Origin of the sequence: Pyxidicoccus caerfyrddinensis (assembly GCF_010894405.1) — a bacterium.
GTDB classification, from domain to species: domain Bacteria; phylum Myxococcota; class Myxococcia; order Myxococcales; family Myxococcaceae; genus Myxococcus; species Myxococcus caerfyrddinensis.
Map to the genome: position 1 here is coordinate 71061 of NZ_JAAIYA010000035.1, position 21994 is coordinate 93054.

Annotated in this window: 16 protein-coding genes; 11 read left to right on the forward strand and 5 right to left on the reverse strand. The window is 73.0% G+C overall.

The window, feature by feature from the left end; all coding sequences use genetic code 11:
• Positions 1-73 precede the first annotated feature (73 nt).
• The gene (locus tag G4D86_RS47185) at positions 74-667 is read left to right on the forward strand and encodes an SRPBCC family protein (RefSeq protein WP_164002114.1); all 594 of its coding nucleotides are present in this window, start codon (positions 74-76) and stop codon (positions 665-667) included.
• Positions 668-686: 19 nt separating this feature from the next.
• On the opposite strand, the gene mhpA is transcribed toward G4D86_RS47185, so the two are convergent.
• Positions 687-2270: a bifunctional 3-(3-hydroxy-phenyl)propionate/3-hydroxycinnamic acid hydroxylase MhpA gene (gene mhpA, locus G4D86_RS47190; RefSeq protein ID WP_164002115.1), complete on the reverse strand. Its 1584-nt coding sequence runs from the start codon at positions 2268-2270 to the stop codon at positions 687-689.
• A 107-nt stretch (positions 2271-2377) separates the two neighbouring features.
• Here mhpA and G4D86_RS52405 point away from each other — a divergent pair, with 107 nt between their 5' ends.
• On the forward strand, positions 2378-3328 hold the full coding sequence (locus G4D86_RS52405; protein ID WP_240360875.1) for an HNH endonuclease: 951 nt from the start codon (positions 2378-2380) through the stop codon (positions 3326-3328).
• Here the strand turns inward: G4D86_RS52405 and G4D86_RS47200 are convergent.
• Both G4D86_RS47200 and G4D86_RS47205 read right to left on the reverse strand, forming a co-directional pair.
• Entirely contained in the window at positions 3325-4257 is a 933-nt protein-coding gene (locus G4D86_RS47200; RefSeq protein ID WP_164002116.1) for an NAD-dependent epimerase/dehydratase family protein, read from the reverse strand. The two genes, G4D86_RS52405 and G4D86_RS47200, sit on opposite strands and share 4 nt — an antisense overlap.
• Positions 4254-5075 (reverse strand): lysophospholipid acyltransferase family protein, encoded by an 822-nt coding sequence (locus tag G4D86_RS47205; protein WP_240360872.1) that lies wholly within the window; start codon positions 5073-5075, stop codon positions 4254-4256. The genes G4D86_RS47200 and G4D86_RS47205 overlap by 4 nt, the downstream gene beginning before the upstream one ends.
• Before the next feature lie 111 nt (positions 5076-5186).
• On the opposite strand from G4D86_RS47205, the gene G4D86_RS47210 reads away from it, so the two are divergent.
• The 4 genes from G4D86_RS47210 to G4D86_RS47225 are packed head-to-tail and all read left to right on the forward strand — an operon-like array spanning position 5187 to position 9859.
• Complete coding sequence (locus tag G4D86_RS47210; protein WP_164002118.1) at positions 5187-6131, forward strand: ABC transporter ATP-binding protein; 945 nt, start codon at positions 5187-5189, stop codon at positions 6129-6131.
• Positions 6128-7156: an ABC transporter permease gene (locus G4D86_RS47215; protein WP_164002119.1), complete on the forward strand. Its 1029-nt coding sequence runs from the start codon at positions 6128-6130 to the stop codon at positions 7154-7156. Before G4D86_RS47210 ends, G4D86_RS47215 begins: the two co-directional genes overlap by 4 nt.
• A 20-nt stretch (positions 7157-7176) precedes the next feature.
• Positions 7177-8667, forward strand: coding sequence for a class I SAM-dependent methyltransferase (locus G4D86_RS47220; RefSeq protein ID WP_164002120.1), 1491 nt, complete (start codon positions 7177-7179; stop codon positions 8665-8667).
• Positions 8668-8692: 25 nt separating this feature from the next.
• Positions 8693-9859, forward strand: a complete 1167-nt coding sequence (locus tag G4D86_RS47225) for a pyridoxal phosphate-dependent aminotransferase (protein ID WP_164002121.1) — start codon at positions 8693-8695, stop codon at positions 9857-9859.
• Positions 9860-9862: 3 nt separating this feature from the next.
• Here the strand turns inward: G4D86_RS47225 and G4D86_RS47230 are convergent, their stop codons facing one another.
• Both G4D86_RS47230 and G4D86_RS47235 read right to left on the reverse strand, forming a co-directional pair.
• Entirely contained in the window at positions 9863-10816 is a 954-nt protein-coding gene (locus G4D86_RS47230) for a fatty acid desaturase family protein (RefSeq protein WP_164002122.1), read from the reverse strand.
• Positions 10817-10907: 91 nt separating this feature from the next.
• Positions 10908-12428: a class I SAM-dependent methyltransferase gene (locus tag G4D86_RS47235; RefSeq protein ID WP_164002123.1), complete on the reverse strand. Its 1521-nt coding sequence runs from the start codon at positions 12426-12428 to the stop codon at positions 10908-10910.
• A 93-nt stretch (positions 12429-12521) separates the two neighbouring features.
• Between G4D86_RS47235 and G4D86_RS47240 the strand changes: the two genes are divergently transcribed.
• The 5 genes from G4D86_RS47240 to G4D86_RS47260 all read left to right on the forward strand — a co-directional run bounded on the left by G4D86_RS47240 (position 12522) and on the right by G4D86_RS47260 (position 21993).
• Positions 12522-16436: an SDR family NAD(P)-dependent oxidoreductase gene (locus G4D86_RS47240; protein WP_164002124.1), complete on the forward strand. Its 3915-nt coding sequence runs from the start codon at positions 12522-12524 to the stop codon at positions 16434-16436.
• A 120-nt stretch (positions 16437-16556) separates the two neighbouring features.
• Positions 16557-18599 (forward strand): FtsX-like permease family protein, encoded by a 2043-nt coding sequence (locus G4D86_RS47245; RefSeq protein WP_240360873.1) that lies wholly within the window; start codon positions 16557-16559, stop codon positions 18597-18599.
• Positions 18600-18602: 3 nt separating this feature from the next.
• Positions 18603-19901, forward strand: a complete 1299-nt coding sequence (locus G4D86_RS47250; RefSeq protein WP_164002125.1) for an ABC transporter permease — start codon at positions 18603-18605, stop codon at positions 19899-19901.
• Positions 19898-20683, forward strand: coding sequence for an outer membrane lipoprotein-sorting protein (locus G4D86_RS47255; protein ID WP_164002126.1), 786 nt, complete (start codon positions 19898-19900; stop codon positions 20681-20683). The genes G4D86_RS47250 and G4D86_RS47255 overlap by 4 nt, the downstream gene beginning before the upstream one ends.
• Positions 20684-20715: 32 nt before the next feature.
• Complete coding sequence (locus G4D86_RS47260; protein ID WP_164002127.1) at positions 20716-21993, forward strand: diaminobutyrate--2-oxoglutarate transaminase; 1278 nt, start codon at positions 20716-20718, stop codon at positions 21991-21993.
• The last annotated feature ends 1 nt before the right edge of the window (position 21994 follow it).

The following is a 21994-nucleotide window of genomic DNA, read 5'->3' on the forward strand; positions in this document are numbered from 1 at the left end:
TCTCCCGGGGTCCCGGTCGACGCCATGGTGAAGGCCGGGCCCGACCTCACCTGCCCGGCGAGGAGTCGTTCACATGCTCATGCTGATTGGAATCATCGTCGTCGTCCTCATCGTCGCGCTGGTGGCTTTCATTCGTACCCGTCCAGACCGCTTCCGCGTCGAGCGGAGCGCCTTGATTCACGCGCCCGCGGACGTCGTCTTCTCGATGATCAATGACTTCCACCAGTGGGGCCGGTGGTCGCCCTACGAGAAGCTCGACCCGAACATGACGAAGCGCTTCGAAGGCCCTCCGTCGGGCCCGGGTGCCGTCTACGCGTGGAGCGGGAACAGCAAGGCCGGAGAGGGACGGATGACCATCCTGGAGAGCAGGCCCGGCGAGCACGTCTCGCTGCGGCTCGAGTTCTTCAAGCCCTTCGCCGCCACGAACCAGGCGACCTTCACGCTCGTGGCGTCCGAAAAGGAGACCCAGGTCACCTGGAGCATGGAGGGGGAGAACTCCGTGATGGGCAAGGCCATGTCCGCCTTCCTGGACATGGATGCGCTGCTGGGGAAGGAGTTCGAGGCGGGCCTCGCCAACCTCGACACGGCCGTGCAGGCCGAGAGCGCGAAGCCCGAGTTGGAGGCGCGGGCTCCGTCCCTCCAGGTCGTGCCCGCCGTGGCTCACTGAGAGTCCGCATCACCGGGGCTCAGGTGCGGTCCACGCCCAGGGCGGTGCGCAGCTCCGGCAGCCGCGCCAGCGGCACCGCGCCGAAGACGAAGCGGTCCGGGCGCACCACGGCGAGGTCCACGCCGTGGCGGGTGAACCACTCCGCCAGCCTGCCAGTGTGGTCCTCCACGGTGAGCGAGTCCGTGCTGCTCAAGCCCGCGGGGCCCACGGTGACGGCCGTACCGCCAAGCGCCTCCGCGAGCGCGTGGGCCGCCTCAGTCGCCGGGCCGTTCTTCCTGCTCAGCACGGCGAACCCGGGGCCCAGCGTGTCGTCGAGCAGTCGCTCTTCGCCGGAGGAGAGCCGCACCCTGGGTTGGGGAAAGTAGCTGCCCTCTGGCGCCGCGCGTCCGGAGCGGCGGCCTCCGAGCAACCAGCCCTCTTCGATGGACGGCGGTGGCTTGAAACGGAAGCCCTCCACGAAGTGACGCACGCTGGGGATGCGCTGGAGGCCTCGCAGCACCAAGTCTCGGACCAGGGCGGTGGGCGTGTTTCGCGCCTGGAACACGTAGCCCAGACGCACGGTGGCATCGAGCATGGTCCTCACGTGTGGGCGGCGCTCCTGGTCGTAGGTGTCCAGGAGGGCTTCGGGGGCGCGCCCGCGAATCACGCGCGCCAGCTTCCACGCGAGGTTGGCGGCGTCGCGCAGGCCGGAGACGAGGCCCTGGCCCATGAAGGGCGGCATCATGTGGGCCGCGTCTCCCGCGAGGAAGGTGCGGCCCTCTCGCCAGCGGGGCGCAACGAGGCAGCGGAAGGTGTAGAGCTGGGCGCGCTCGACCTTCACCTTCTCCGGGTCGACGTAGGGGGAAATCAATCGGCGGACGGAGTTGGGCTGGACCATCTCCTCTCCGGTCTCACCGGGGCGGAGCCGGAACTCCCAGCGGAACTGGCCGACGGGGCCACGGCCCACGAAGCCGGGGCGCTCCGGGTCGCAGACGATGCTGCACTCGGGCGGAGCGGCGTCTTCTGGCACGGTGCCGGAGATGGCAATCCACGGCTCCTCGTAGCTGCGCCCTTCCATGGCGATGCCCAGCAGCCCGCGCACGGTGCTCCGGCCTCCGTCGCAGCCCACGAGGTAGCGGGCGCGCACGGCGCCGCGTTCACCGCTGGCCAGGTCGCGGGTGCGGACCGTGACTCCGGCAGGGTCCTGTTCGAGCGTTTCCACCTCCGTGCCGAGACGCAGCTTCGCGTGCTCGAAGCGGGTGAGCCCCTCGCGCAGCGCCTTCTCCAGGAGCGGTTGGTAGAAGAACCAGATGGGCGTGTAGCCGAAGCCGAAGTCCACCTCGCTCAGGTGGAGCTCCGCGATGGGCTTGTTTCCGACGCTCGTGTACGTCACGCGCCGGCTCTGCCGCAGGTCTGGCTTCAGCGCGTCGATGAGGCCCGCGGATTGGTAGATGCGCAGGGCCTCGTCATCGCAGGAGAAGGCGCGGGGCTGGCCGTGCGGTGTGGACTCGCGCTCCAGGACGAGGACCCGCACCCCGTGCAGGCCGAGCAGGTTGGCGGTGAGCACGCCGACCGGACCGCCTCCCGCGATGACTACGTCCACTTCGTCGGTGTTCGCCGCCATGTCTCCTCCCCCCGGGGTAGCACTTACGCCATCCTATTCCACACATCCTTCTTTGCCTGTCGCCCCAGCATTCCACTGCCGGGATGGAATCACGAAGTGCGTGGTTGGTGCTCTCCCTGGGCGACGAGCGAGAGTACGCAGGCAATGCCGGCTATGCGGATGAGCTTGACGCCGTCTATCGCTACGACAGCTTCGTGGCGAATCACAAGCAGGTGGCTAAAGGGGACCTGATGGTCCTCCGCAACAAGGCGCGGGTTCTCGGCATCGCGAACATCGTCCGGCTCGAGTCATCCCAGGGAACCAAGACACTGAGTCGGTGTCCGAAGTGTGAGATTGCGACCATCAAGGAGCGCAAGCAGAAGCGTCCTCGCTATCGGTGCAAGGAGAAGCACACGTTCGACAAGCCCAAGGTGACCGAGGAGGAGTGCACCCACTACGCAGCCTGGTTCGATGGGACCTTCAAGCCGTTGAAGGATGACCTCCCTGTCGCGGCGGTGCGTACTGCATGCCCTCGGTTCAACGGGCAGCTCGCCATGCAGCGCGTGGAGTTCGCTCGCCTGGAGGGGGCCGCCAGGAGCCTGCGCCGCCTCTCTATGAAGGTCGTAGACGTGAATCCAGGCGGCTTCCCTGTGGCCGCAGATGCTCCAGACGTGCCCTATGCCCCCAACGCGAATGACGAACGGGCGCGCATCACCCAGGAAATCCATGCCCGCAGGGGACAGACGGAGTTCCGTCAGGCTCTTCGGAAGCGATTCAAGGACACGTGCGTGGTCACCCGGTGCCGGTTGCCCGACCTGCTCGAAGCAGCCCACATCGCGCCCTATCGAGGTGCGAAGGACCATCACCCCTCGAATGGGCTGTTGCTGCGTGCAGACATCCACACGCTCTTCGACCTGGACCTGCTGGGAATCGATCCGGCGACGCTCGAGGTTCACCTCCACCCGAAGGTGAAGGGCATGGGCTACGACGAATGGGCAGGCGCCTCACTGGCCTGTAACGCGAAGCTGCTGAGCCGGGAGGCGCTGGCGTCCCGCTGGACGAAGTTCCGCGCCCGTTAGCCGCGCGGTACCGGCGCCGACTCGCGGTACAGGCGCAGGATGTCCGCGACGCTGTACTGGTACTCGAACCCCGTGGCCTCCAAAAACCGCCGGTTGTCCACGACGATGGGGAAGCGCAGGTGGTCCAGCGCTCCCACGGACAGCTTCGGGAATCCTCCGCGCCCCAGCAGCATCCGCAGCACCGGCGCCGGCAGCGGCACCCCCATGCGCCCCGTCTCCCGGACAATCACGGACAGCGGAATCGGCGGCGGGCCCGCGACATTGAAGATGCCCCGCAGCTCCTTCTGCAGCGCCAGCATCAGCGCCGCCACCACGTCCTCCTCTTGCAGGACGTGGAACAGCGGGTCGTACCCCAGCACCAGCGGCACCCGCCGTCCCTTCAGGAAGGACGCCAGCGTCCCCGTGCCCGGCTGTCCCAGCGTGTACGGCAGCCGCAATATCGCTGTCGTCACCTTGGGCAGCCGCCACAGCGCCGTCGCCGCGTACAGGTCCGCGGCCACCAGGTCCGCCAGCTCTGGAATGGACTCCAGCGCCCGCGGCGGCTCGTCATCCGAGTGGTACAGCGGCGAGTCCGGTGCCGCCCCGTAGAACGTGTGCCGCCCCACGAAGAGCACGTGCTTCACCCCGTGCGCCGCGCAGTGGTCGAACACCGCCTTCGTGCCGTCCAGGTTGATGCGGCCCCGCTCCGCCCCCGGCACCGTGAACGCCGTCACGGTGGCCATGTGCACCACCGCCTCCGGACGCCAGCGCCGGAACACGTCCTCCGCCGCCCGCTTGCGCACGTCGCCGCGGAACACCTCGATGCCCAGCTCGCGCGCCTCTTCCCACGGGCGGATGTCCACCCCCGCCACCTGGTGCCCCGCCTCGTGCAGCCGCAGCGCCAGCTTGCGCGCGATGCCTCCCGCGATGCCCGGAATCAGCACCCTCATGGCAGCAACCTCCTTCCCGACCGCCGGTCGTGACGCTCCGCCCGGCCCCGCTCGATGAGTCCCGCGATGCGCGCCTTCACCTTCGCCACATACCCCTCGATGACGTGGTCCTCTTCATCCCCCGTGCCCTGGAAGACGAGCGGCTCGCCGTAGTGGATTTCGAGCTGCACCGGCAGGGGCAGCGGCAACAGGTACGGCGTGATGGGCACGTACGGCACCCCCAGCAGCTTCCCCAGTGCACGCGCGTTGAAGACGGTGGGGATGGCCGCGCCACCCCCCAGGAAGGCGAAGGGGATGATGGGCGAGCGCGTCTGCAGCGCCAGCCGGATGAAGCCCGTGCCGAAGTCCACCAGCGAGTAGCGCTGGGGGTACAGCTTGGCCGTCCCGCGCGCGCCCTCCGGGAAGATCATCAGCAGCCGGTCGTCTTCCAGCAGCCGCTTCGCATGCTCGGGCAGCCCGGTGAACTGGCCGGTGCGGCTGGCCCACAGCGAGCTGACGGGGAAGTTGTGGAGGAAGCGCTCCACCATGCCCTGCGCCAGCCGCGGCGGGTCCATCTCCAGCATGGTGGAGGTCAGCACCATGGCGCCGTCCACCGCTACACCGCCGGAGTGGTTGCCCACCAGCATCCCGCGGCCTCGCGCGGGGATGTGCTCGATGCCGAAGCACCGCACCCGGAAGTAGTACCGATACAGGAGGGCGAACATCTGGAGCGCCTGTCGGACGTGGCGCTTCGAGATGCCGTAGGGGTCCACCCCGAACTCGTTGAACGGCAACTCCAGCCGTTCCACCCGCGCTTCCAGTGACTCGCTCTGGGACACGGGGAGGGACCGTAGCACCCCCCGTGCGGGAGCGCCGCATTCCGCCAGCCCGTGTGGTGGGCACCGGCCAGCCGTTGGGCCATACTGCCCATCCACCCCCACCCCCTCTCAATGACACCCAAGGACGAACTGGCCATCGAGGTGAAGGGCCTGGTCAAGCGCTTCGGCGACGCCGTGGCCCTGGACGGCATCGACCTCGATGTCCGCCGGGGCGAGTGCCTGGGGCTGCTCGGCCCCAACGGCGCCGGCAAGACGACGACGGTGGAAATCCTCCAGGGCCTCCAGGCGCCCACCGCCGGTGAGGTGCGGGTGCTGGGCATGCGCTGGGAGACGCACGCCGCCGCGCTGAGGGCGCGCCTGGGCGTGGCACTCCAGGAGACGCGGCTGGTGGACGCGCTGACGGTGGAGGAGATGGTGGCGCTGTTCGCGTCCTTCTACCCGCGGCCGCTCGCCGTGGAGCAGGCCATCTCCCTGGTGCGGCTGGAGGACAAGCGCCAGGCCCGGACGCTCACCCTGTCCGGGGGACAGAAGCAGCGGCTGGCGCTCGCGCTGGCCCTGGTGGGAGACCCGGACATCCTCTTCCTCGACGAGCCCACCACGGGGCTGGACCCGCAGTCGCGCCGGGACTTGTGGGACGTGGTGGCGGGCCTCAAGGCGCGGGGCCGCACGGTGCTGCTGACGACGCACTACATGGAAGAGGCCGAGGTGCTCTGCGAGCGGCTCGTCTTCATCGACCGGGGGCGTGTCATCGCCCGCGGCACGCCGGCGGAGATGATTGCCTCGCTGGGCGCCGGCCACGTCATCGAGCTGGAGGCGCACCCGGCCTCGGTGCTGGAGCGGCTCGCGCGGCTGGAGGCGCTGGTGGGGCTGAACCAGGAGGGTGCGCGCGCCACGCTGCGCGTCGAGCACCTGCACCGGGCGCTGCCCGAGGTGTTGCGGGAAATCGCGGAGGCCGGCGGCGAGGTGCTGCACCTGTCCACGCGCCGCCCCACCCTGGACGACGTCTTCCTGGGCCTCACCGGGCACTCGCTGCGCGGGGAAGGGAGGGCGGCATGAGACACCCGCTCGTCCAACTGCTGCTCATGCGGCTGCGGATGCTGTGGCGCATGCCGGCGGTGCTCTTCTGGTCCTTCGGCTTCCCGCTCATCGCCTCACTGGTGCTGGCGGCGGCCTTCCAGGACCGGGCGCTGGCGCCGGTGCGCGTGGCCGTGGCCGACGGGACGGGCGCGGAGGCGCTGGTGGCGCGGCTGGAGGGCACCCCCGAGCTCCAGGTGCAGCGCGCGCCCCCCGAGGAGGCGCGGCGCCGGCTCACCCAGGGGCGGGTGCACCTGGTGCTGCTGCCCGGCGCGGAGCCGGAGCTGCTCGTGGACCCGGGGCAGCCGGAGGGCCGCTCGGCGCGGCTCCTGGTGCGCGAGGTGCTGGCGCGCGCGCCCGGGGCCCCGTCGCCCGCGCAGCTCCGCGTCACGCCGGTGTCCGAGCCCGGCAACCGCTACATCGACTTCCTGCTGCCGGGCCTGCTGGGCATGGTGCTGATGTCCACCAGCATCTGGGCCATGGCCAGCTCCGTGGTGGCGATGCGCGGGGGCAAGCTCCTCAAGCGGCTGGCGGCCACGCCCATGGCGCGCGGCCACTTCGTGGGTGCCTTCCTGCTGGCTCGCGGGCTGTTCGCCGTGGTGGAGATGACCTTCTTCTGCGCGCTGGCGCGGCTCGTCTTCGGCGTGCCCATGTCCGGCAGCTATGCCGCCGTCGGCGCGGTGGGCCTCCTGGGGGCCATGAGCTTCAGCGGGCTGGGGCTGCTGCTGGCCAGCCGTGTGGAGACGGAGGACTCCGCCACCGGCCTGTTCAACCTCAGCACCATGCCCATGCTGTTCCTGTCCGGCGTCTTCTTCCCAGCCCAGAACTTCCCCGGGTGGATGCAGCCCGTCATCCACGCGCTGCCGCTGACGGCCCTCAACGGCTCGCTGCGCGCCGTCATGCTGGAGGGCGCGGACCTGCTGTCGTTGGGTGCCCCGCTGGCGGTGCTCGCCGCGTGGGCCGCGGGGTGCATGGTGGTGGCCCTGCGCGTGTTCCGCTGGACGTGATTCCCCGTGAGAGGAGCGCCGTGTCCGCACCTGACGCCGAAGCCCCCCAGGCCGCCTTCGTCCAGCAGCTCAACTTCTGGGCGCGCGATGCGAGCAACGAGTCGGCGGCGCTGCTGGCGGCGCCCGCGCTCGGCCTCTTCGAGGCGCTGCCGGATGAGGGCGGCACCCCGGTGCCCCTCGACGCGCTGGCGGAGCGCACCGGCGGAAGCGTGCGCGGCGTCCGCTCGGTGGTGGAGCCACTGGTGGGCCTGGGCTTCGTGCGCTTCGAGCCGGGCCTGGGCTACAGCCTGCCTGCGCCCAGTGCCTTCCTGCGCCGGGCGGATGTCCTGGCCCGGCTGCACGAGGCGCGGCGCTGGTGGCATGCCGTGGGGCTGCTGCCCCGGGCCGTGCGCACCGGCGGCCCGGTGGAGTGGGGCGGCGAGCCGCGCGACGTGCTGGGCTGGCTGCGCGCCGCCTTCGCCCCCGGTGCGCCCGCGCCGGGCCCGGAGGGCGCGTACCTGGACCGGGCCGTGCGCAACGCCCTGAGGACGCAGGCGCTGGTGACGGCCGCGGAGCTGGGCCTGTTGGAGCGGCTGGTGGTGGGGCCCGCGCCGCTGGAGGCGCTGGCGGCGGCCACCGGCGCCGTCCCGGAGGCGCTGGCGCTGCTCCTGTCCGTGCTGGAGTCCATGGGGCTCGCGCGGAGCGAGGCGGGGCGATACGGCCTCAGCGCTCCCGCGGCGCGCGCGCTGGACTCCACCAGCCTGCCGTACTTCCAGCGGGCGCTGCCGGCCACCATGGCCTATTGGGAGGCCTTCGGGCACGTGGACGAGGCGGTGCGCGAGCAGAAGTTCCGGTTGGACCTGCGCGAGCCGGAGACGGCTCGCCGCATCTACCAGGAGAACGCCTCGCGCATCTCCGGCATCTTCGCCTCGCACCTGCGGCTGAGCCGGCAGGCGGCGAAGCTGGTGCTGGCCATGCGCCCCCTCGCGGGCGCCGAGGTGCTGGACGTGGGCACCGGCTCGGGCGTGTGGGGCGCGGCCTTCGGGCTGGCGGACCCGTCGTGCCGCGTCACCTACCTGGACTCGGAGCACGTGCTGGAGCAGGTGAAGCCCAACCTGGCGCGGCTGAAGCTGGAGGAGCGCTCGCGGCTGTGGGCCGGCAACTGCCTGGAGGTGGACCCGGGCGAGGCCCGCTACGACGTCATCCTCCTGCCGCAAATCATCCCCGCCCTGCCTCCGCCGGAGCTGCCGGGCTTCTTCCGGAAGCTGGCGCGCGCGCTGAAGCCCCGGGGGCTGCTGCTCATCTCCGGGTACCTGCTGACGGAGCGGCGCGACGGCCCGCTGGACGCGCTCTACTTCGCGCTGCGCCGCTACGTCTCCAACGAGGGGGACGTGCTGTCCCTCCCGGAATACCGCGCCTTGCTGGAGCCCGCGGGGCTCACCGCCTCGCGCGGCTTCGAGCTGCCCATCCAGCAGGTCGTCGTCGCCCACCGCGGCGACGTGCCCTGGTCGGATGCCGCCTCCACCCCTTGAGTTGTTGAGCCCCTCGGAGAGCCAGATGGACCCCCTGCGCCCGTTCTTCATGGAGGACTACCTGGAAGGCTCGCGCTTCACCGCGCGCTTCAACCTGGGTGAGTCCGGTGGCCGCCCCATCACCGTGGGAGAGCTGCTCGAGGGCTGCGGCGTCGCCCCGGCGCGGGCCGCGGACACCTTCCTGTCCATGCTGCTGCGCGACAGCCCCAACTGGGGGCGGGCGGACCTGCGCGACGCCGTGGCGGCGCTGCACCCGGGCGCCACCCGCGACAACGTCCTCATCACCACCGGCACCAGTGAGGCGCTGCTGCTGCTCTTCCGCCAGCTGCGCCCGCGCCGCGTGGCCCTGGCGTGGCCCGCCTTCCAGCTCCTCTACGAGCTGCCCCTGCGCCAGGGGGCCCAGGTGGTGCGCCTGCCGGTGCGCTGGGACGCGCGCGGCGTGCCGTCCGTGGACGCCGCCGAGTGGCTGGAGGTGCTGGAGCGCGAGCAGCCGGACCTCGTCGTCATCAACAACCCCCACAACCCCAGCGGGCTGGTGCTGGAGCCGGCGCTGCTGGCGCGGGTGGCGGGTTGGGCGGACGCGGCGGGCGCGGTGGTGGTGGGCGACGAGCACTACCGCTTCCTCTCCCGCGAGGACGCGGTGCTGGGAGACACCGTCTACCGCCCGGGCGCGCGCACCTTCGTCACCGGCTCCTTCATCAAGTGCCTGGGCTGCCCGGGCCTGCGCATCGGCTGGTGCGTGGGAGACACGGACGTGCTGGCGCGCGTGCAGAACGAGAAGAACTACACCACGCACACGGTGAACCCGGTGGCGGAGTGGCTCGCGTACGAGGTGCTCCGGGACGTGCACGGCGCCGCGCTGGGCCGCGCCCGTGAGGAGTGGCGGCAGAACCGCCGCACGCTGTCCGGCTTCCTGGAGCGCTCGCGCGGCGTGTACGGCGTGGCGCCCCAGGGCGGGCTCGTCACGTGCCTCGGCGTGCGGGACGTTGCCTCCGAGCGGGACTTCGAGGCGCGGCTGGCGGCGCTGACGGCGCAAGGCGTCTTCGTGCTGCCACTGAGCGCCATGGAGGCGGGCTCGCCCGAGGGCACCCACCCGCTGGCGCGCGGGCACGGCTTCCGGCTGGGCCTGGGCATCTCCCCCGCGCGCTTCCCCGAGGCGCTGGAGGCCATCGAGCGCGCCACCACGCGGTGAGCTTCAGCGCAGCAGGGCGGTGAGGGCGTGCTCGCGCGCGGCGTAGTCCGGGTCCTCCAGCAGCAGCGCGTGGACGCGCCCCTGGGCCCGGGTGGGCACGGCGGGAAAGAGGTGGTGCGTCAGGTGGTAGCCGTCGTGCCTCGGGAAGAGGACGGCGCCCAGCGGGGCCCAGGGCACGAGGTGGTTGCGCGTGCGGTGGAACTCGTCCGCGGCGCCGATGATGCCCGCGTGGTCCACCGCGTCGGACCAGTAGCGGATGACCTGGTAGGGCACGAGGTAGGGCAGCGCGTAGAAGAGCAGGAAGGCCTTCCAGCCGATGCCCAGCTGCGCCAGCGCCACCAGCCCCCCGAGGAAGGCGAAGCGGCAGGCGGACACCCACGCCGGGTCCTCGCGGTGGAAGAAGACGGGCCGCAGGAAGGCGGGCAGGTGGACCAGGCGCAGCGGCCGCAGCAGGTGGGCGCGGACGAAGGGCAGCGTGGGGTCCGCGAAGCCGAAGCGGCGGCGGGGCACGAAGTCCAAATCCCGCTCCGCGTCCCCCAGGTGGACGTGGTGGGTGAAGTGCTCGCGCGTGTAGGGCTCCAGCGCGGTGAGGTCGATGATGGCCAGCAGGTGCCCCAGGGCGCGGTTGCGGCGCTTGCCCTGCACGAGGATGCCGTGACAGGCCTCGTGGAGCATGTTGCCCACCGCCCGGAAGCGGGTGGCGATGAAGAAGGCCGCCAGCGGGTAGAGCGCCCAGCCGGCCAGCGTGGACGCCTGCATCAGCCGGTGCGTGCCCAGCGCCGCGCCCGCGGCGAGCCCCACATGGAGGACCAGGTGGACCAGCGCGGACGGCAGCGGCTGTGCCTGGAAGCCCAATGAGGCCACCTGCCGCGCGTACCCGGCCCTCAGCCGCGTGGCGATGGAGCCGGGGCGCGGAGCGGGCGCGGCGGGGCTGTCCACCATCCGAGCGGGGCGCATCGGGGGACCTTCCGGGCAGAGGGACGCAGGAGGAAGGGACGCTAGCTGGCGCGCGGTGCCCCCGGCAAGTTGACGGCTCGGGCGCGCCGCGTCAGGCCGCGGCGGGTGTGGGGCGCGCGGGCGGCGCCAGCTCCGAGGGCAGCGCCACGCCGGGCCTCGCGGCGAGGACCAGCTCCTGCGTGGGTAGCGGCAGACACACGCTGGAGGTGAGGCCCACGCCGGAGAGCAGCCGCGCGTACTCGGAGAAGGAGAGCAGGTCTCCCTCGTTCGTCATGAAGCGCCGCAGCCCGAAGTACAGGTGCTCCAGCGGGCCGTCGCGGCGCTCGTTGAGGACGTACTCGGCGACGAGCAGCACGCCTCCGGGCTTCAGCGCGCGCGCCACCCGGGCGAAGAGGCCGGGCACGTCCTCCGGCCGCAGCACGTTGAGCACCTGGGGGAGGATGATGACGTCGAAGGCGGCGGTGCCGAAGTCCTGGGTGAAGAGGTCCCCCGGCCAGAAGCGCGCCCGGTCCTCCACCTTCAGCTGCGCGACGTTGCGGCGCACCTGCTCCAGCACCACCGCCTGGTCGAAGTAGGTGACGTGCGTGGTGGGCGTTGCCCGCGCGAAGGCCGCGCCCCACACGCCCGAGCCCGTGCCGATGTCCAGCACCGCGGCGCCCTCCAGCGGGTGCGTCCGGGAGACGGTGGTGGCGGCGCGCACGCTGAGCTGGAAGTGGGAGGCGAACACCGCCGTGAGCTGCTGCGAGTTGTCCGCGTAGAAGCGGCGGCTCACCTCCGCGTCCTTCAGGTCCAGGATGTAGCGCTCGTGGCGCACCGTCTCGTCCAGCCGGCCCAGCGCCTCCCAGTAGCGCGCCGACACCGACAGCGAGCGCACGAGGTACGCCAGCGCCTTGCCCTCCAGCACCTTGCGCGCCTCGTCGGTGAGTCCCCACGCGGCGCCGTCCGCCCGTGCGATTCCCAGCCGCGCCAGCAGCTCCACCAGCAGGCGCAGGCCGTCCGTGCTCAGGTACGTGGCCGCGCCCAGCTCGGGGAGGGTGTGGGGCCGCCTGGCGAGCAGCTCCAGCACTCCCAGCCGGGCCGCGGTGACGAGCACCTGCATGCGCGGAGCGCCTCGGGCGAAGCAGTCGAAGAAGGCCTCTGCCTCGGGGCTCGCGGCGGGGGGCGGCTCCAGGAAGAGCGCGCGGTAGTGGCCGGGCACGTCCCAGCGGCGGCCCTCGAAGTCCACCGGCCCGCCGTGCTTCACCGCCTCGTCCAGGAGCCCGTCGGGGCCCCACCACGGCAACTCCGCGTCCAGGCGCGCGCGCAGCGCCGTGTCGCGCAGCAGCGCCGCCGTCCCGGAGGCCAGCGCGTAGCCGTGGGCGTCGTCCTGGCGCGCCAGTCCCAGACACGCGAGCAGCTCCACGAGGGCCCGCACGCCCCGCTCCGAGGCGGCCAGGCGCCGGGCCAGGCCGGACACCGGCAGCGGCTCGCCCGCGCCTTCCTCGGGAAGCGCGTCGAAGAGGCCCAGGCGCAGGCTGGCGCGCAGCAGGGCCGACTCGTTGGAGGCGTTGCGCGCCCAGAAGTGGAGCGACTGCGCCAGCGCAGCGGGCGCGGCGGGAGGGGAGGCCGGCATGAAGTCCTCGAAAGGGGGGCGGACGTGCGAGAGCTTCGTCCGTCCCCCCAGCCCGTGCAACCCACCCGGGGTGCGCTGGTAGGCTCGCGGAACATGCGCCCCCCTCCGCCCGCCTCCGATGCCGTCGAGCATGTCCTCCTGTCCGACTCCCGAGTCCAGGACGCCCGGGTCACTGGAGACGGCGGCCGGGCGGTGGCATGGGTGGTGCCGAAGCGGGCCGCGACGGGCGACGCACTGAGCCAACTCCTGAGGGAGCGGCTGGGAGAAGGTGCTCCGCCCGCCGTCCTCGTGTCCGCCCTGCCCGGGCATGGACACGAGGCGCTCGCGCCGCCCACTCCGGAGCGTCTGCGGGAGCTGGAGGCGAGGCTCGCGCGCGAGGGCTTCGATGTCGTGGCGCTCGCCGGTCCCCGGCAGGTCGAGGAGGTCTTCGCGCCGCTCGACGCGCTGCTGCCCGAGTCCCTGCGTCCGGGCGAGGGTGGAGCGCTTCAGGCCGCCGCCGCGCCCGTCGCCACGGAGCAGGCGCGAGGGAGTGGAGGACGCCCGTCGCTGCTCGACGGAGGGCCCCGGCCCGCCGCGCCGGGACTGCCCACGACGCTCGCCGGCCTGCTGCGGCACGCGGCGGAGCAGCACGGCTCACGGACCCTCACCTTCATCGACACGGAGGGCCGGCGCGAGACGCTCACCTTCGCGGGCCTGTGGACGGAGGCGCTCCAGTGGCTCGGTGGCCTGCGCGCGCGCGGCGTGCGCGAGGGCGAGCGGGTGGTGCTGCTGCTGGAGCGGCCCGGGGACTTCGTGCGGGGCTTCTGGGCCTGCACGCTGGGCGGCGTGGTGCCGGTGCCGCTGGCCTTTCCTCCCTCCTTCGAACGCTCTCACCCCGGCGTCGCGCGGTTGCTCTCCGTGAGTGAGCGGCTGGGCGGCCCGTGGGTGCTCACGCCGGAGCGGGCCCTGGCGCCACTGGAGGCGCTGGGCCTGCGGGCCTTCTCGCCGGGGGCGCTGGGCGGCGCGGGCCCGGGGACGGTGGTGGAGGGGACGCCCGAGGTCGCGGCCATCGTGTCCTTCACCTCCGGCAGCACCGGCAAGCCCAAGGGCGTGGTGCTGTCCCAGTCGCGGCTGCTGGCCATGGTGGACGCGATGCGGGCCGGGGACTGGTACACCCCGGAGGACACCGGCCTGAGCTGGATGCCGCTGGACCATGTCGCCGGGACGGCGTACCCGCACCTCACCAGCCTGCGCATGGGCACCTCGCACGTCCTGGTGGCGCGTGACTACGTGCTGGCGGACGTGACGCGCTGGCTCGACTTGCTGACGGAGTTCGGCGCGACGATGAGCTGGGCGCCCAACTTCGCCTATGGTCTCGTCGCGGACCGGCTGGCACGCGGGGAGCGCCGCGCCTGGGCGCTGTCGCGCGTGCGCGTGCTGAGCTGCGCGGGCGAGCCCGTCCTCGCGGACACGATGCGGCGCTTCGTCGAGCCGCTCACCGCGTACGGGCTGCGCGGGGACGCCATCTGCCCGATGTGGGGCATGGCGGAGACGACCTCCTTCTTCACCGCCACGCGCGGCGTGCGCACCCACCCGGGTGAGAGCGCCGTGGAGCTGGGCCCGCCTCCCGCGGGCTCCTCGCTGCGGGTGGTGGACGACCAGGACGCGGTGGTGGAGGAGGGCACGGTGGGGCACCTCCAGGTGCGCGGCGCCCAGGTGCTGGAGGGCTACCTGGACGACGGGGACGTCAACGCCCGCTCCTTCACGGCGGACGGGTGGTTCCGCACCGGGGACCTGGCGGTGGTGCGCGACGGGCAGATGGCCATCTCCGGGCGGCAGAAGGAGGTGCTCATCCTCAACGGCAACAACGTGTACCCGCAGGAGATTGAAGAGGCCGTGGAGCGGGTGGCGGGCGTGCTGGCGTCGTACACGGTGGCCTGCCCCACGCGCGCGCCGGGCTCGCAGACGGATGACGTCGTCGTCTTCTTCGTGCCCGCGCCGGACGCGCCCCCGCTGCCCGGGCTGCTGCGCGCCATCCGCGAGCACGTGGGCCGGACGCTGGGCTTCTTCGTGGCGCACCTCGTCCCCCTCGCGAAGCACCAGGTGCCCCGCACCGAGCTGGGCAAGCGCGGGCGCACCGAGCTGCGCCGCCGCTTCGAGGCCGGCGAGCTCACGAAGGAGCGGCACGAGGCCCTGCGGGTGCTGGGCGGGCCCGCCACGCTGCCGCCGTGCCTCGCCGTGCCCGTCTGGAGGCCGCGCGCCACGGGGCCGGAAGCCTCCCCCACGCGGCAGGGCCCGCTCGCGGTGATGGCCGAGGCGCCCCTCGTCGAAGCGCTGCGCGCGCACGTCTCCGGCCGTGAGGTGGTGGCCATGGCGCCGGAGGACACGGCGGCCCTGGAGCGGGCGCTGGCGGCGGGCGCCGAGGATGTGGTGTTCGCCGGCGCCGTCCCCACGGGCGCGGACCGGGAGGCGCTGGTGGAGGGCGTCTCGCCGCTGCTGCGCGTGCTCCAGTCCCTGGCCGTGCGCGCGACGGCCACGCCCCTGCGCCTGTGGGCCGTGGCTCGCGGCCCCGGCGAGTCCCTGGCGCGGCAGCCGGGCGGCGCCGCGCACCCGGCCTCGCTGCTGTGGCCCGGACTGCTGGCGTCCGCCGCCGCGGAGGCCTCCGGGCTGGAGGCGCGCATCCTCTGGGCGCCCTCGGACGCGGCGGAGGCCGCGCGCTTCGTGGCCGGGCAGCTGCGCGAGCCTCGCTTCCCGCGCGAGGTGGCCTGGCGCGGTGCTGACGGGTATTGGGAGCGGGGCTTCGCGAGCTGGACGCCCGCGCCCGTGGACGCGCCCCGGCGGCTGCGTCCCGGTGGGCTGTACCTCGTCACCGGCGCGCACGGCGGACTGGGGCAGGCGTGGGCCCGCCACCTGCGGCGCGGCCTGGGCGCTCGCCTGCTGCTGGTGGGGCGGCGCGAGCGGGACGCGGCGGCGGAGGCGCTGGAGCGCGAGCTCGGTGATTCGCTGTACGTCGCGGCGGACGTCACCGACGCGGCCGCGCTTGCCCGCGCCGTGCAGGGCGCCGAGGTGCGCTTCGGCCGCCCGTGCGACGGGGCCTTCCACTTCGCGGGCACGCGGGAGCAGGGCCCCCTGGGCGAGCAGACGCCCGAGTCACTGGTGCGCGGTGCCGGGGCACACGCCCTGGGCGCGGTGGCGGTGGCCGAGGCGCTGCGGGAGCGGCCCGGCGCGCTGCTCGTTTTCACCTCCTCGCTGATGGGCACACTGGGCGCGGGGCTGAGCGCGAGCTACTGCGCCGCGTCCGGCTTCGTGGAGCGCTTCGCCCGGAAGCTCGCGGACGCGGGGCGCGGCGCGGTGGTGGTGTCGTTCAGCGCGGTGCGGGACACGGGCATGGCGGTGGGGATGACGGCCTCGCTCCCGGGCTACCGCATGCTGGAGCCCGCCCAGGCGCTGGCCGCGCTCGCGCTCGCCGTGGAGTCGCCCGGCGTCACGCACCTGCTGGCCGGCGTGGCCCCGGAGGCGCTGCCGTGGCGCGTGCCCGGCATGGACACGGGCGCGCCGCTGGAGTCCGTCCACTTCTTCCACTCGCGCGAGCAGGGCCCGCTGCCCGCCTGGTGCGCGGAGGCGGGAGTGCTCCACCCGGTGTCCGCGCTGCCCCGGACGCAGGACGGCGCGGTGGACCGGGAGGCACTCTGTGCCCAGGCCTTCGGCGCGGCGGCGGACGCAGCGCCAGAGCCCTTCGAGGACGTGGTGGTGGAGGCGTTCCGCGAGGTGCTGGGCGGAGGCCAGGTGGGGGCGGGCAGCGACTTCTTCTCGCTCGGGGGCAGCTCGCTGCAGGCCTTCCGCGTGGTGGCCCGCCTCAACGCGCGCACCGGCCTGCGCCTGCGCGAGGTGGCCCTCTTCGAGTACCCCTCCGTGCGCGAGCTGGCGGCGCACTTGAGACAGTCCGTGGACCTGTCGCGACTCGACGTGTCAGGCCTCACCGACGAGCAGGTGGGCCTGCTGCTGCGCGTGCTGCGCCCCGAGGCGTGAATCACCGGGGGTTGCTTGCCTCGGTGGCGGCCCTTCTCTAACCTTGCGGCGCTCGTGGGCTCCGCCCGTCTCGCGGGGCGGGGCCTTTCGGAGCAATCTTCTCGCAACCGGGAGTCTTTGTTGACGCTGGGATTGCTCGCGCTGCAGAGCATCAGGTCCCGTCCGCGGAGCTGGATTGTCGGCCTGCTCGCGGCGGGCGCGGCGGCCGTGCTGACGGTGGGCGTGGCGCTGGTGGCCAGCATCCATGACGGCACGCGGCGCACCCTCATCGAGAGCGGCGCCGGGCACCTCCAGGTGTACGACGCGCGCTCGCCCGAGTCGCCGCTGCTCGTCTTCGGCCCCAACGGCCCGCCCACGCTGGAGCCCTTCGCGGACTACCCGGCCGTGGAGGCGCTGGTGCGCGGCGTGGAGGGCGTGCGCGAGGTGGTGCCGCTGGAGGTGAATCGGGCCACGGTGTTCCGCGGCAACTACCTGGACGAGATGCTGGCCGCGCTGCGCGCCGTGGTGCGCGAGCCGCCCTCGCCGGAGCGCGACGCGAGGCTGGCGCGGCGGGCGGAGGACCTGGAGGCGACGCTGCGCCGCGTCGCCCGCGAGGCCGCCCGCCACGCGGACGCCTTCACCGTGGGCGCGGAGCACGAGGAGGACCGGCGCGCGCTGGAGTCCGTCCTCGCGCCCGGCTTCCAGCAGCGCTTCCTGGCGGAGCCGCTGCCCACGCTGGAGCTGCTGGAGAACCGGGTGGCCCGGCAGCTGGGCGAGGGTGAGGCGGTGGAGCTGGATCTGATGGGCACGGAGCTGCCCCGCTTCGCCCGCGCCTTTCCTCGCGTGGAGGTCGTCACCGGGCAGCTTCCGCCGGAGGGCAGCCGGGGGCTGATGCTGGGCCACGGCGCGTGGGAGCAGAACTTCAAGCTGCCCATCGCCTGGCGCCTGGACGAGGTGTCCCGGGGCCTGGCCCGGGGCGCCACCCTGGCCGGAGACGAGGGGCTGCGCACGCTGGTGGAGCGCAACCGCGAGGACGTGCCGGAGCTGGTGTCGCGGCTGGAGCAGGAGCAGGCCACCGCGCTGCGCGCCGCGCTGGAGCGCGTGCAGGGCCACCCGGGGGCGCTGGAGGCGCTGCTGGAGGACTTCCTCACCCTGGACGACGCCACCTTCGCGCCGCGCTACGCGGCCTTCTACCAGGAGCTGGCCCCGCACCTGCCGCTGTACCGCGTGAAGCCCGGCGACACGCTGGTGCTCAAGGGCAGCGTGGAGCCCAGCCCCGGCGTGCCGGTGCGCGTCTGGGGCACCTATCGCTTCAAGGGGTTGGGCGGGGACTTCAGCCGCGTCAACATCACCAGCCTGGTGGACCTCGTCACGCTGCGCCACCTCACCGGGCGGCCCACGCGAGCGGAGCGGGAGGAGACGCGGCGGCTCGTCGCGTCGCTGGGGCTGGCGGGCGCCTCCGTGGACGCCTCGCCGGAGTCGCTCGTGCTGCCCACCATCGAGGACGCCCCGGCGGCGCCCGCGCGGCAGGACACGGCCCTCACGCGGGCCGAGGGTCCGCCGCCCACCTTCACCGATGAGGAGGTGCGCTCGGGCAGCATCCTCCACGCCGCGGTGGTGCTGGCGCCGGACGCCCCCGCGGACGCGGTGGCCGCGCGCATCCAGGAGCTCGCCACGGCGAAGGGCCTGTCGCTGAAGACGGTGGGCTGGGAGGAGGCGGGAGGCTTCGTGGGCGGCGTGGTGGGCATGGCGCAGGTGCTGCTGCTGGCCATCGCCGCGCTCATCTCCTTCTTCGTGCTGCTGGTGGCCACGGGCACGCTGCTGCTGCTGGCGCGCGAGCGCGTGGCGGAGGTGGGTACGCTGCGCGCGGTGGGCATGCACCGGCGTGAGGTGTTCGTCGTGCTGCTGGCGGAGGGGCTCGTGCTGGGGTTCGTGGGCGGAGCGGTGGGCGCCGGGCTGGGCGCGGCGCTGATTCTGGGCGGCGCGGGCGGCGGCATTCCGGTGGAGGACGCGGCGCTGCAGCTCTTCCTGGGCGGGCCCGTGCTGGTGCCGAGGCTGGAGTGGGCGCACGCGGTGGCGGTGGTGGTGGGCGTGGTGGGCGTGGTGGCCGGCGCGGCGCTGCTACCGGCGTGGCGCGGCAGCCGGGTGGCCCCGCTGGTGGCCATGCGGCAGGGAGGGGAGTGAGCGATGAGGGCCCTGCTGCGAATCGCCCTGCGCAACCTGCTGGCCCACCGGGAGAACGGGCTGCTGCTCATCCTGATGCTGGCCGGCGCCAGCGCGGTGCTGGTGGGGCTGCGCGCCCTGCACGTGGGCGTGGCGTCCTCCCAGCGCGAGGCGGTGACGGCGCTGCTGGCCGGTGACGTCAACGTGGGTGGCTACTTCAAGGCGCATCCAGACGCGCTGGCGCCCGTCATCGGAGATTCGGGGCCGGTGCGGGCCGCGGTGGAGCCGCTGAGGCCCGCCGGGTGCCTCTGGCGCGAGCGCGGGCGCGGCCACGCCACGGTGGGCGCGGGCCGGCAGCGCACGCGCTCGTACGTGGTGGGCGTGGACATCACCCGCGAGCCGGACCTCCAGTCGCTGAAGGTGACGGACGGCGCGCTGGAGTCGCTGGCGCGGCCGCGCACGGTGGCGCTGTCCTCGGTGCTGGCCGAGCGCCTGAAGGTGCGCGTGGGCGACATGGCCACGCTCTACGGGCGGCTGCCGGACGGGCGGCGCAACGCCCTGGACGTGGAGGTGGCCGCGATTACAGGGCGCGTGGGCCTGCTGGGCGAGGCCGCGGGCATCCTCGTCTCCAACGCCACGCTGCGCGAGCTGGGTGGCTACCGCCCCGAGGCGGCCGGCGTGCTCCAGTGGGTGTGTGACGGGCAGGTGGACACCGACGAGGTGGCGGACCGGTTGCGCCAGGCGCTGCGCGACGCGCGCTTCGAGGTGCTGCCCGCCACGCACGAGTCCTATGGCGACAAGCTGGCCCCGCTGCTGCGTGAGCCGTGGACGGGCCAGCGGCTGGACGTGACGAGCTGGGAGGACGAGTCCTCCTTCCTGTCCTTCGTCACCGCGGGGCTCGCGGCGCTGACGGTGCTGGTGGCGCTCGGCCTCATGTCCGTGGTCATCACCGGCCTGTTCGTCGCGCTCAGCGTGGCGGTGCGCGAGCGGACGCGGGAAATCGGCACCCTGCGGGCCATGGGCATGCACCGGCGCTCCGTGGTGGCGCTCTTCGTGCTGGAGGGACTGCTGCTGGGCCTGCTCGCGTCCGCCGCGGGCGCGGCCCTGTCCGCCGGCCTGTGCGCGCTGCTGGGCGGCTCGGTGCCGCTGCCCGAGCCCGTCTCCAACCTCTTCTTCAGCGCCACGCTGCCGCTCCAGCCCCGGCTCGCGGACGCGCTGCTCGCCGTGTTCCTCGTCACCACCGCCGCGGGCCTGGCCTCCATCGTCCCGGCCTTCCGCGCCGCCGCCCTGCAACCCCGCTCCGCCATGGAGTCCCTCACATGAGTCCGAAGTCCATGCTCTCCGCCTGTCTCGCCGCGCTGCTGCTGTCCCTGCCCGCGTCCGCCGCGGAGACGCAGAAGGCCCCCGACCCCGGCGCGCAGGAGGTGCTGCGGCTCATCGACAAGCGGCTCTCCTTCGCCAGCGACTACAAGGGCGTGGTGCGCATGCGCGAGATTCGCAAGGACGGCGTGGAGATGGCCATCGAACTCCAGGTGTACCGGCGCGACTCGCACCAGGACCTCATCTTCCTCATCACCCAGCCGAAGCACATGGCGGGCGGCGGCTTCCTGCGCATCGGCAAGAATCTCTGGGAGTACAACCCCGTCATCGGCCAGTGGGAACGGACGACGCGGCGCGGCAACATCGTGGGCACCATCGCCTGCGAGGCGGACTTCGACCGCTCGCGGCTGGCGGAGGACTACGACGCGACGGACGAGGCGCCGGAGACGGTGAATGGGACGGTGTTCCGCAAGCTGCTGCTGAAGGCGAAGCCGGGGTCGGAGGTGGCCTTCCCGGTGATGCGGCTGTGGGTGGACGCGGACCACAACATCGTCAAGCGCGTGGGCCACGCGCCCTCCGGCAAGGTGCTGCGCACCGACCTCATCCGCGGCTACCAGCGGGTGAAGGACCCCGTTTCGGGCAACCTCGTCTACCACTACAAGGAGGTGCTGGAGATGGAGTCGGAGGAGGGGACGCGGCTGGTGGTACGCTACGAGGACGTCGAGCTGGCGCCGCTGAGCGCCAACATCTTCACCAAGGCCTGGATTGAAGGGCGCACGCGCTAGCCCCGGCGCGAGCAAGCAGGAGGAGTCCCCCCATGGCAGCGTCCGGCGTGCGTGTCTTCGAGGAGTACGAGTCCAACGTCCGCAGCTACTCGCGGGTGTTTCCCACGGTGTTCGCGCGCGCGCGCAACGCCACCATCTGGGACGAGGCGGGGAAGGCCTATACCGACTTCTTCTCCGGCGCGGGGACGCTCAACTACGGGCACAACCCGCCGGAGATTCGCGCGCAGCTGGTGGCGTACCTGGAGTCCGAGGGAATCATCCACGCGTTGGACGCGTACACGGTGGAGAAGCGGCGCTTCCTCGACACCTTCGTCGAGGGCGTGCTGCGGCCGCGGAAGCTGGACTTCAAGGTGCAGTTCTGCGGCCCCACGGGGGCCAACGGGGTGGAGGCCGCGCTGAAGCTGGCGCGGCGGGTGACGGGGCGCACCGGCGTCATCGCCTTCGGCGGCAGCTACCACGGCATGAGCATGGGCAGCGGCTCAGTGACGGGCAGCACCTCGGTGAGGCGCAACCTGGGCGTGCCCACGGTGGGCGTGTCCTTCGTGCCGTACGAGTCCGGACCGCAGGGCCCCTTCGACTCCGTGGGCTACCTGGAGCGGGTGCTGGCGGATTCGTCCTCCGGCGTGGACGCGCCGGCGGCCATCATCGTGGAGCCGGTGCAGCTCGACGGCGGCATCTACGTGGGCTCGCCGGCCTTCATGCAGGGGCTGCGCGCGGTGTGTGACAGGTACGGCGCGCTGCTCATCTGCGACGAAATCCAGGCGGGCGTGGGCCGCGCCGGCCACTTCTTCAGCTTCGAGGCGTCCGGCGTGGTGCCGGACCTGGTGACGGTGTCCAAGTCCATTGGCGGGTACGGCCTGCCCATGTCGCTGGTGCTGATGCGGCGCGAGCATGACCACTGGAAGCCGGGCGAGCACACCGGCACCTTCCGGGGCAACCAGCTGGCCTTCGTCGCGGCCACCGCGGCGCTGGAGTACTGGACGCGCCCGGCCTTCACCGGCGGCCTGGCCGACGGCACGCGCTACCTGCGGGACGTCTTCGCGCCCGCCGCCCGGGCCCTGCACCCGGACATCGAGGTGCGCGGCGTGGGCATGGTGGCGGGCGTGGACCTCACCCGCGTGGGCGGTAACGAGGCGGCCCGGCGCGCCGCCTCCCGCTGCTTCGAGAAGGGGCTCATCATCGAGTGCTGCGGCCGGGACGACTCCGTCATGAAGGTCATGCCGCCGCTCACCACGCCCCCCGAGCAGCTCGCGGAGGGCTGCCGGATTCTCCTCGACGCCATCCGCGCGGGGCTGCCCGGCCAGGGCTGAC

Bases quoted from the DNA above. Each gene is read 5' to 3' on its own strand.
- G4D86_RS47215 (WP_164002119.1), top strand. From the start codon at position 6,128: ATGAGACACCCGCTCGTCCAACTGCTGCTCATGCGGCTGCGGATGCTG.
- G4D86_RS47260 (WP_164002127.1), top strand. From the start codon at position 20,716: ATGGCAGCGTCCGGCGTGCGTGTCTTCGAGGAGTACGAGTCCAACGTC.
- G4D86_RS47230 (WP_164002122.1), bottom strand. From the start codon at position 10,816: ATGCGCCCCGCTCGGATGGTGGACAGCCCCGCCGCGCCCGCTCCGCGC.
- G4D86_RS47185 (WP_164002114.1), top strand. From the start codon at position 74: ATGCTCATGCTGATTGGAATCATCGTCGTCGTCCTCATCGTCGCGCTG.
- G4D86_RS47255 (WP_164002126.1), top strand. From the start codon at position 19,898: ATGAGTCCGAAGTCCATGCTCTCCGCCTGTCTCGCCGCGCTGCTGCTG.
- G4D86_RS47210 (WP_164002118.1), top strand. From the start codon at position 5,187: ATGACACCCAAGGACGAACTGGCCATCGAGGTGAAGGGCCTGGTCAAG.
- G4D86_RS47240 (WP_164002124.1), top strand. From the start codon at position 12,522: ATGCGCCCCCCTCCGCCCGCCTCCGATGCCGTCGAGCATGTCCTCCTG.
- G4D86_RS47250 (WP_164002125.1), top strand. From the start codon at position 18,603: ATGAGGGCCCTGCTGCGAATCGCCCTGCGCAACCTGCTGGCCCACCGG.
- G4D86_RS47235 (WP_164002123.1), bottom strand. From the start codon at position 12,428: ATGCCGGCCTCCCCTCCCGCCGCGCCCGCTGCGCTGGCGCAGTCGCTC.
- G4D86_RS47200 (WP_164002116.1), bottom strand. From the start codon at position 4,257: ATGAGGGTGCTGATTCCGGGCATCGCGGGAGGCATCGCGCGCAAGCTG.
- G4D86_RS47225 (WP_164002121.1), top strand. From the start codon at position 8,693: ATGGACCCCCTGCGCCCGTTCTTCATGGAGGACTACCTGGAAGGCTCG.
- mhpA (WP_164002115.1), bottom strand. From the start codon at position 2,270: ATGGCGGCGAACACCGACGAAGTGGACGTAGTCATCGCGGGAGGCGGT.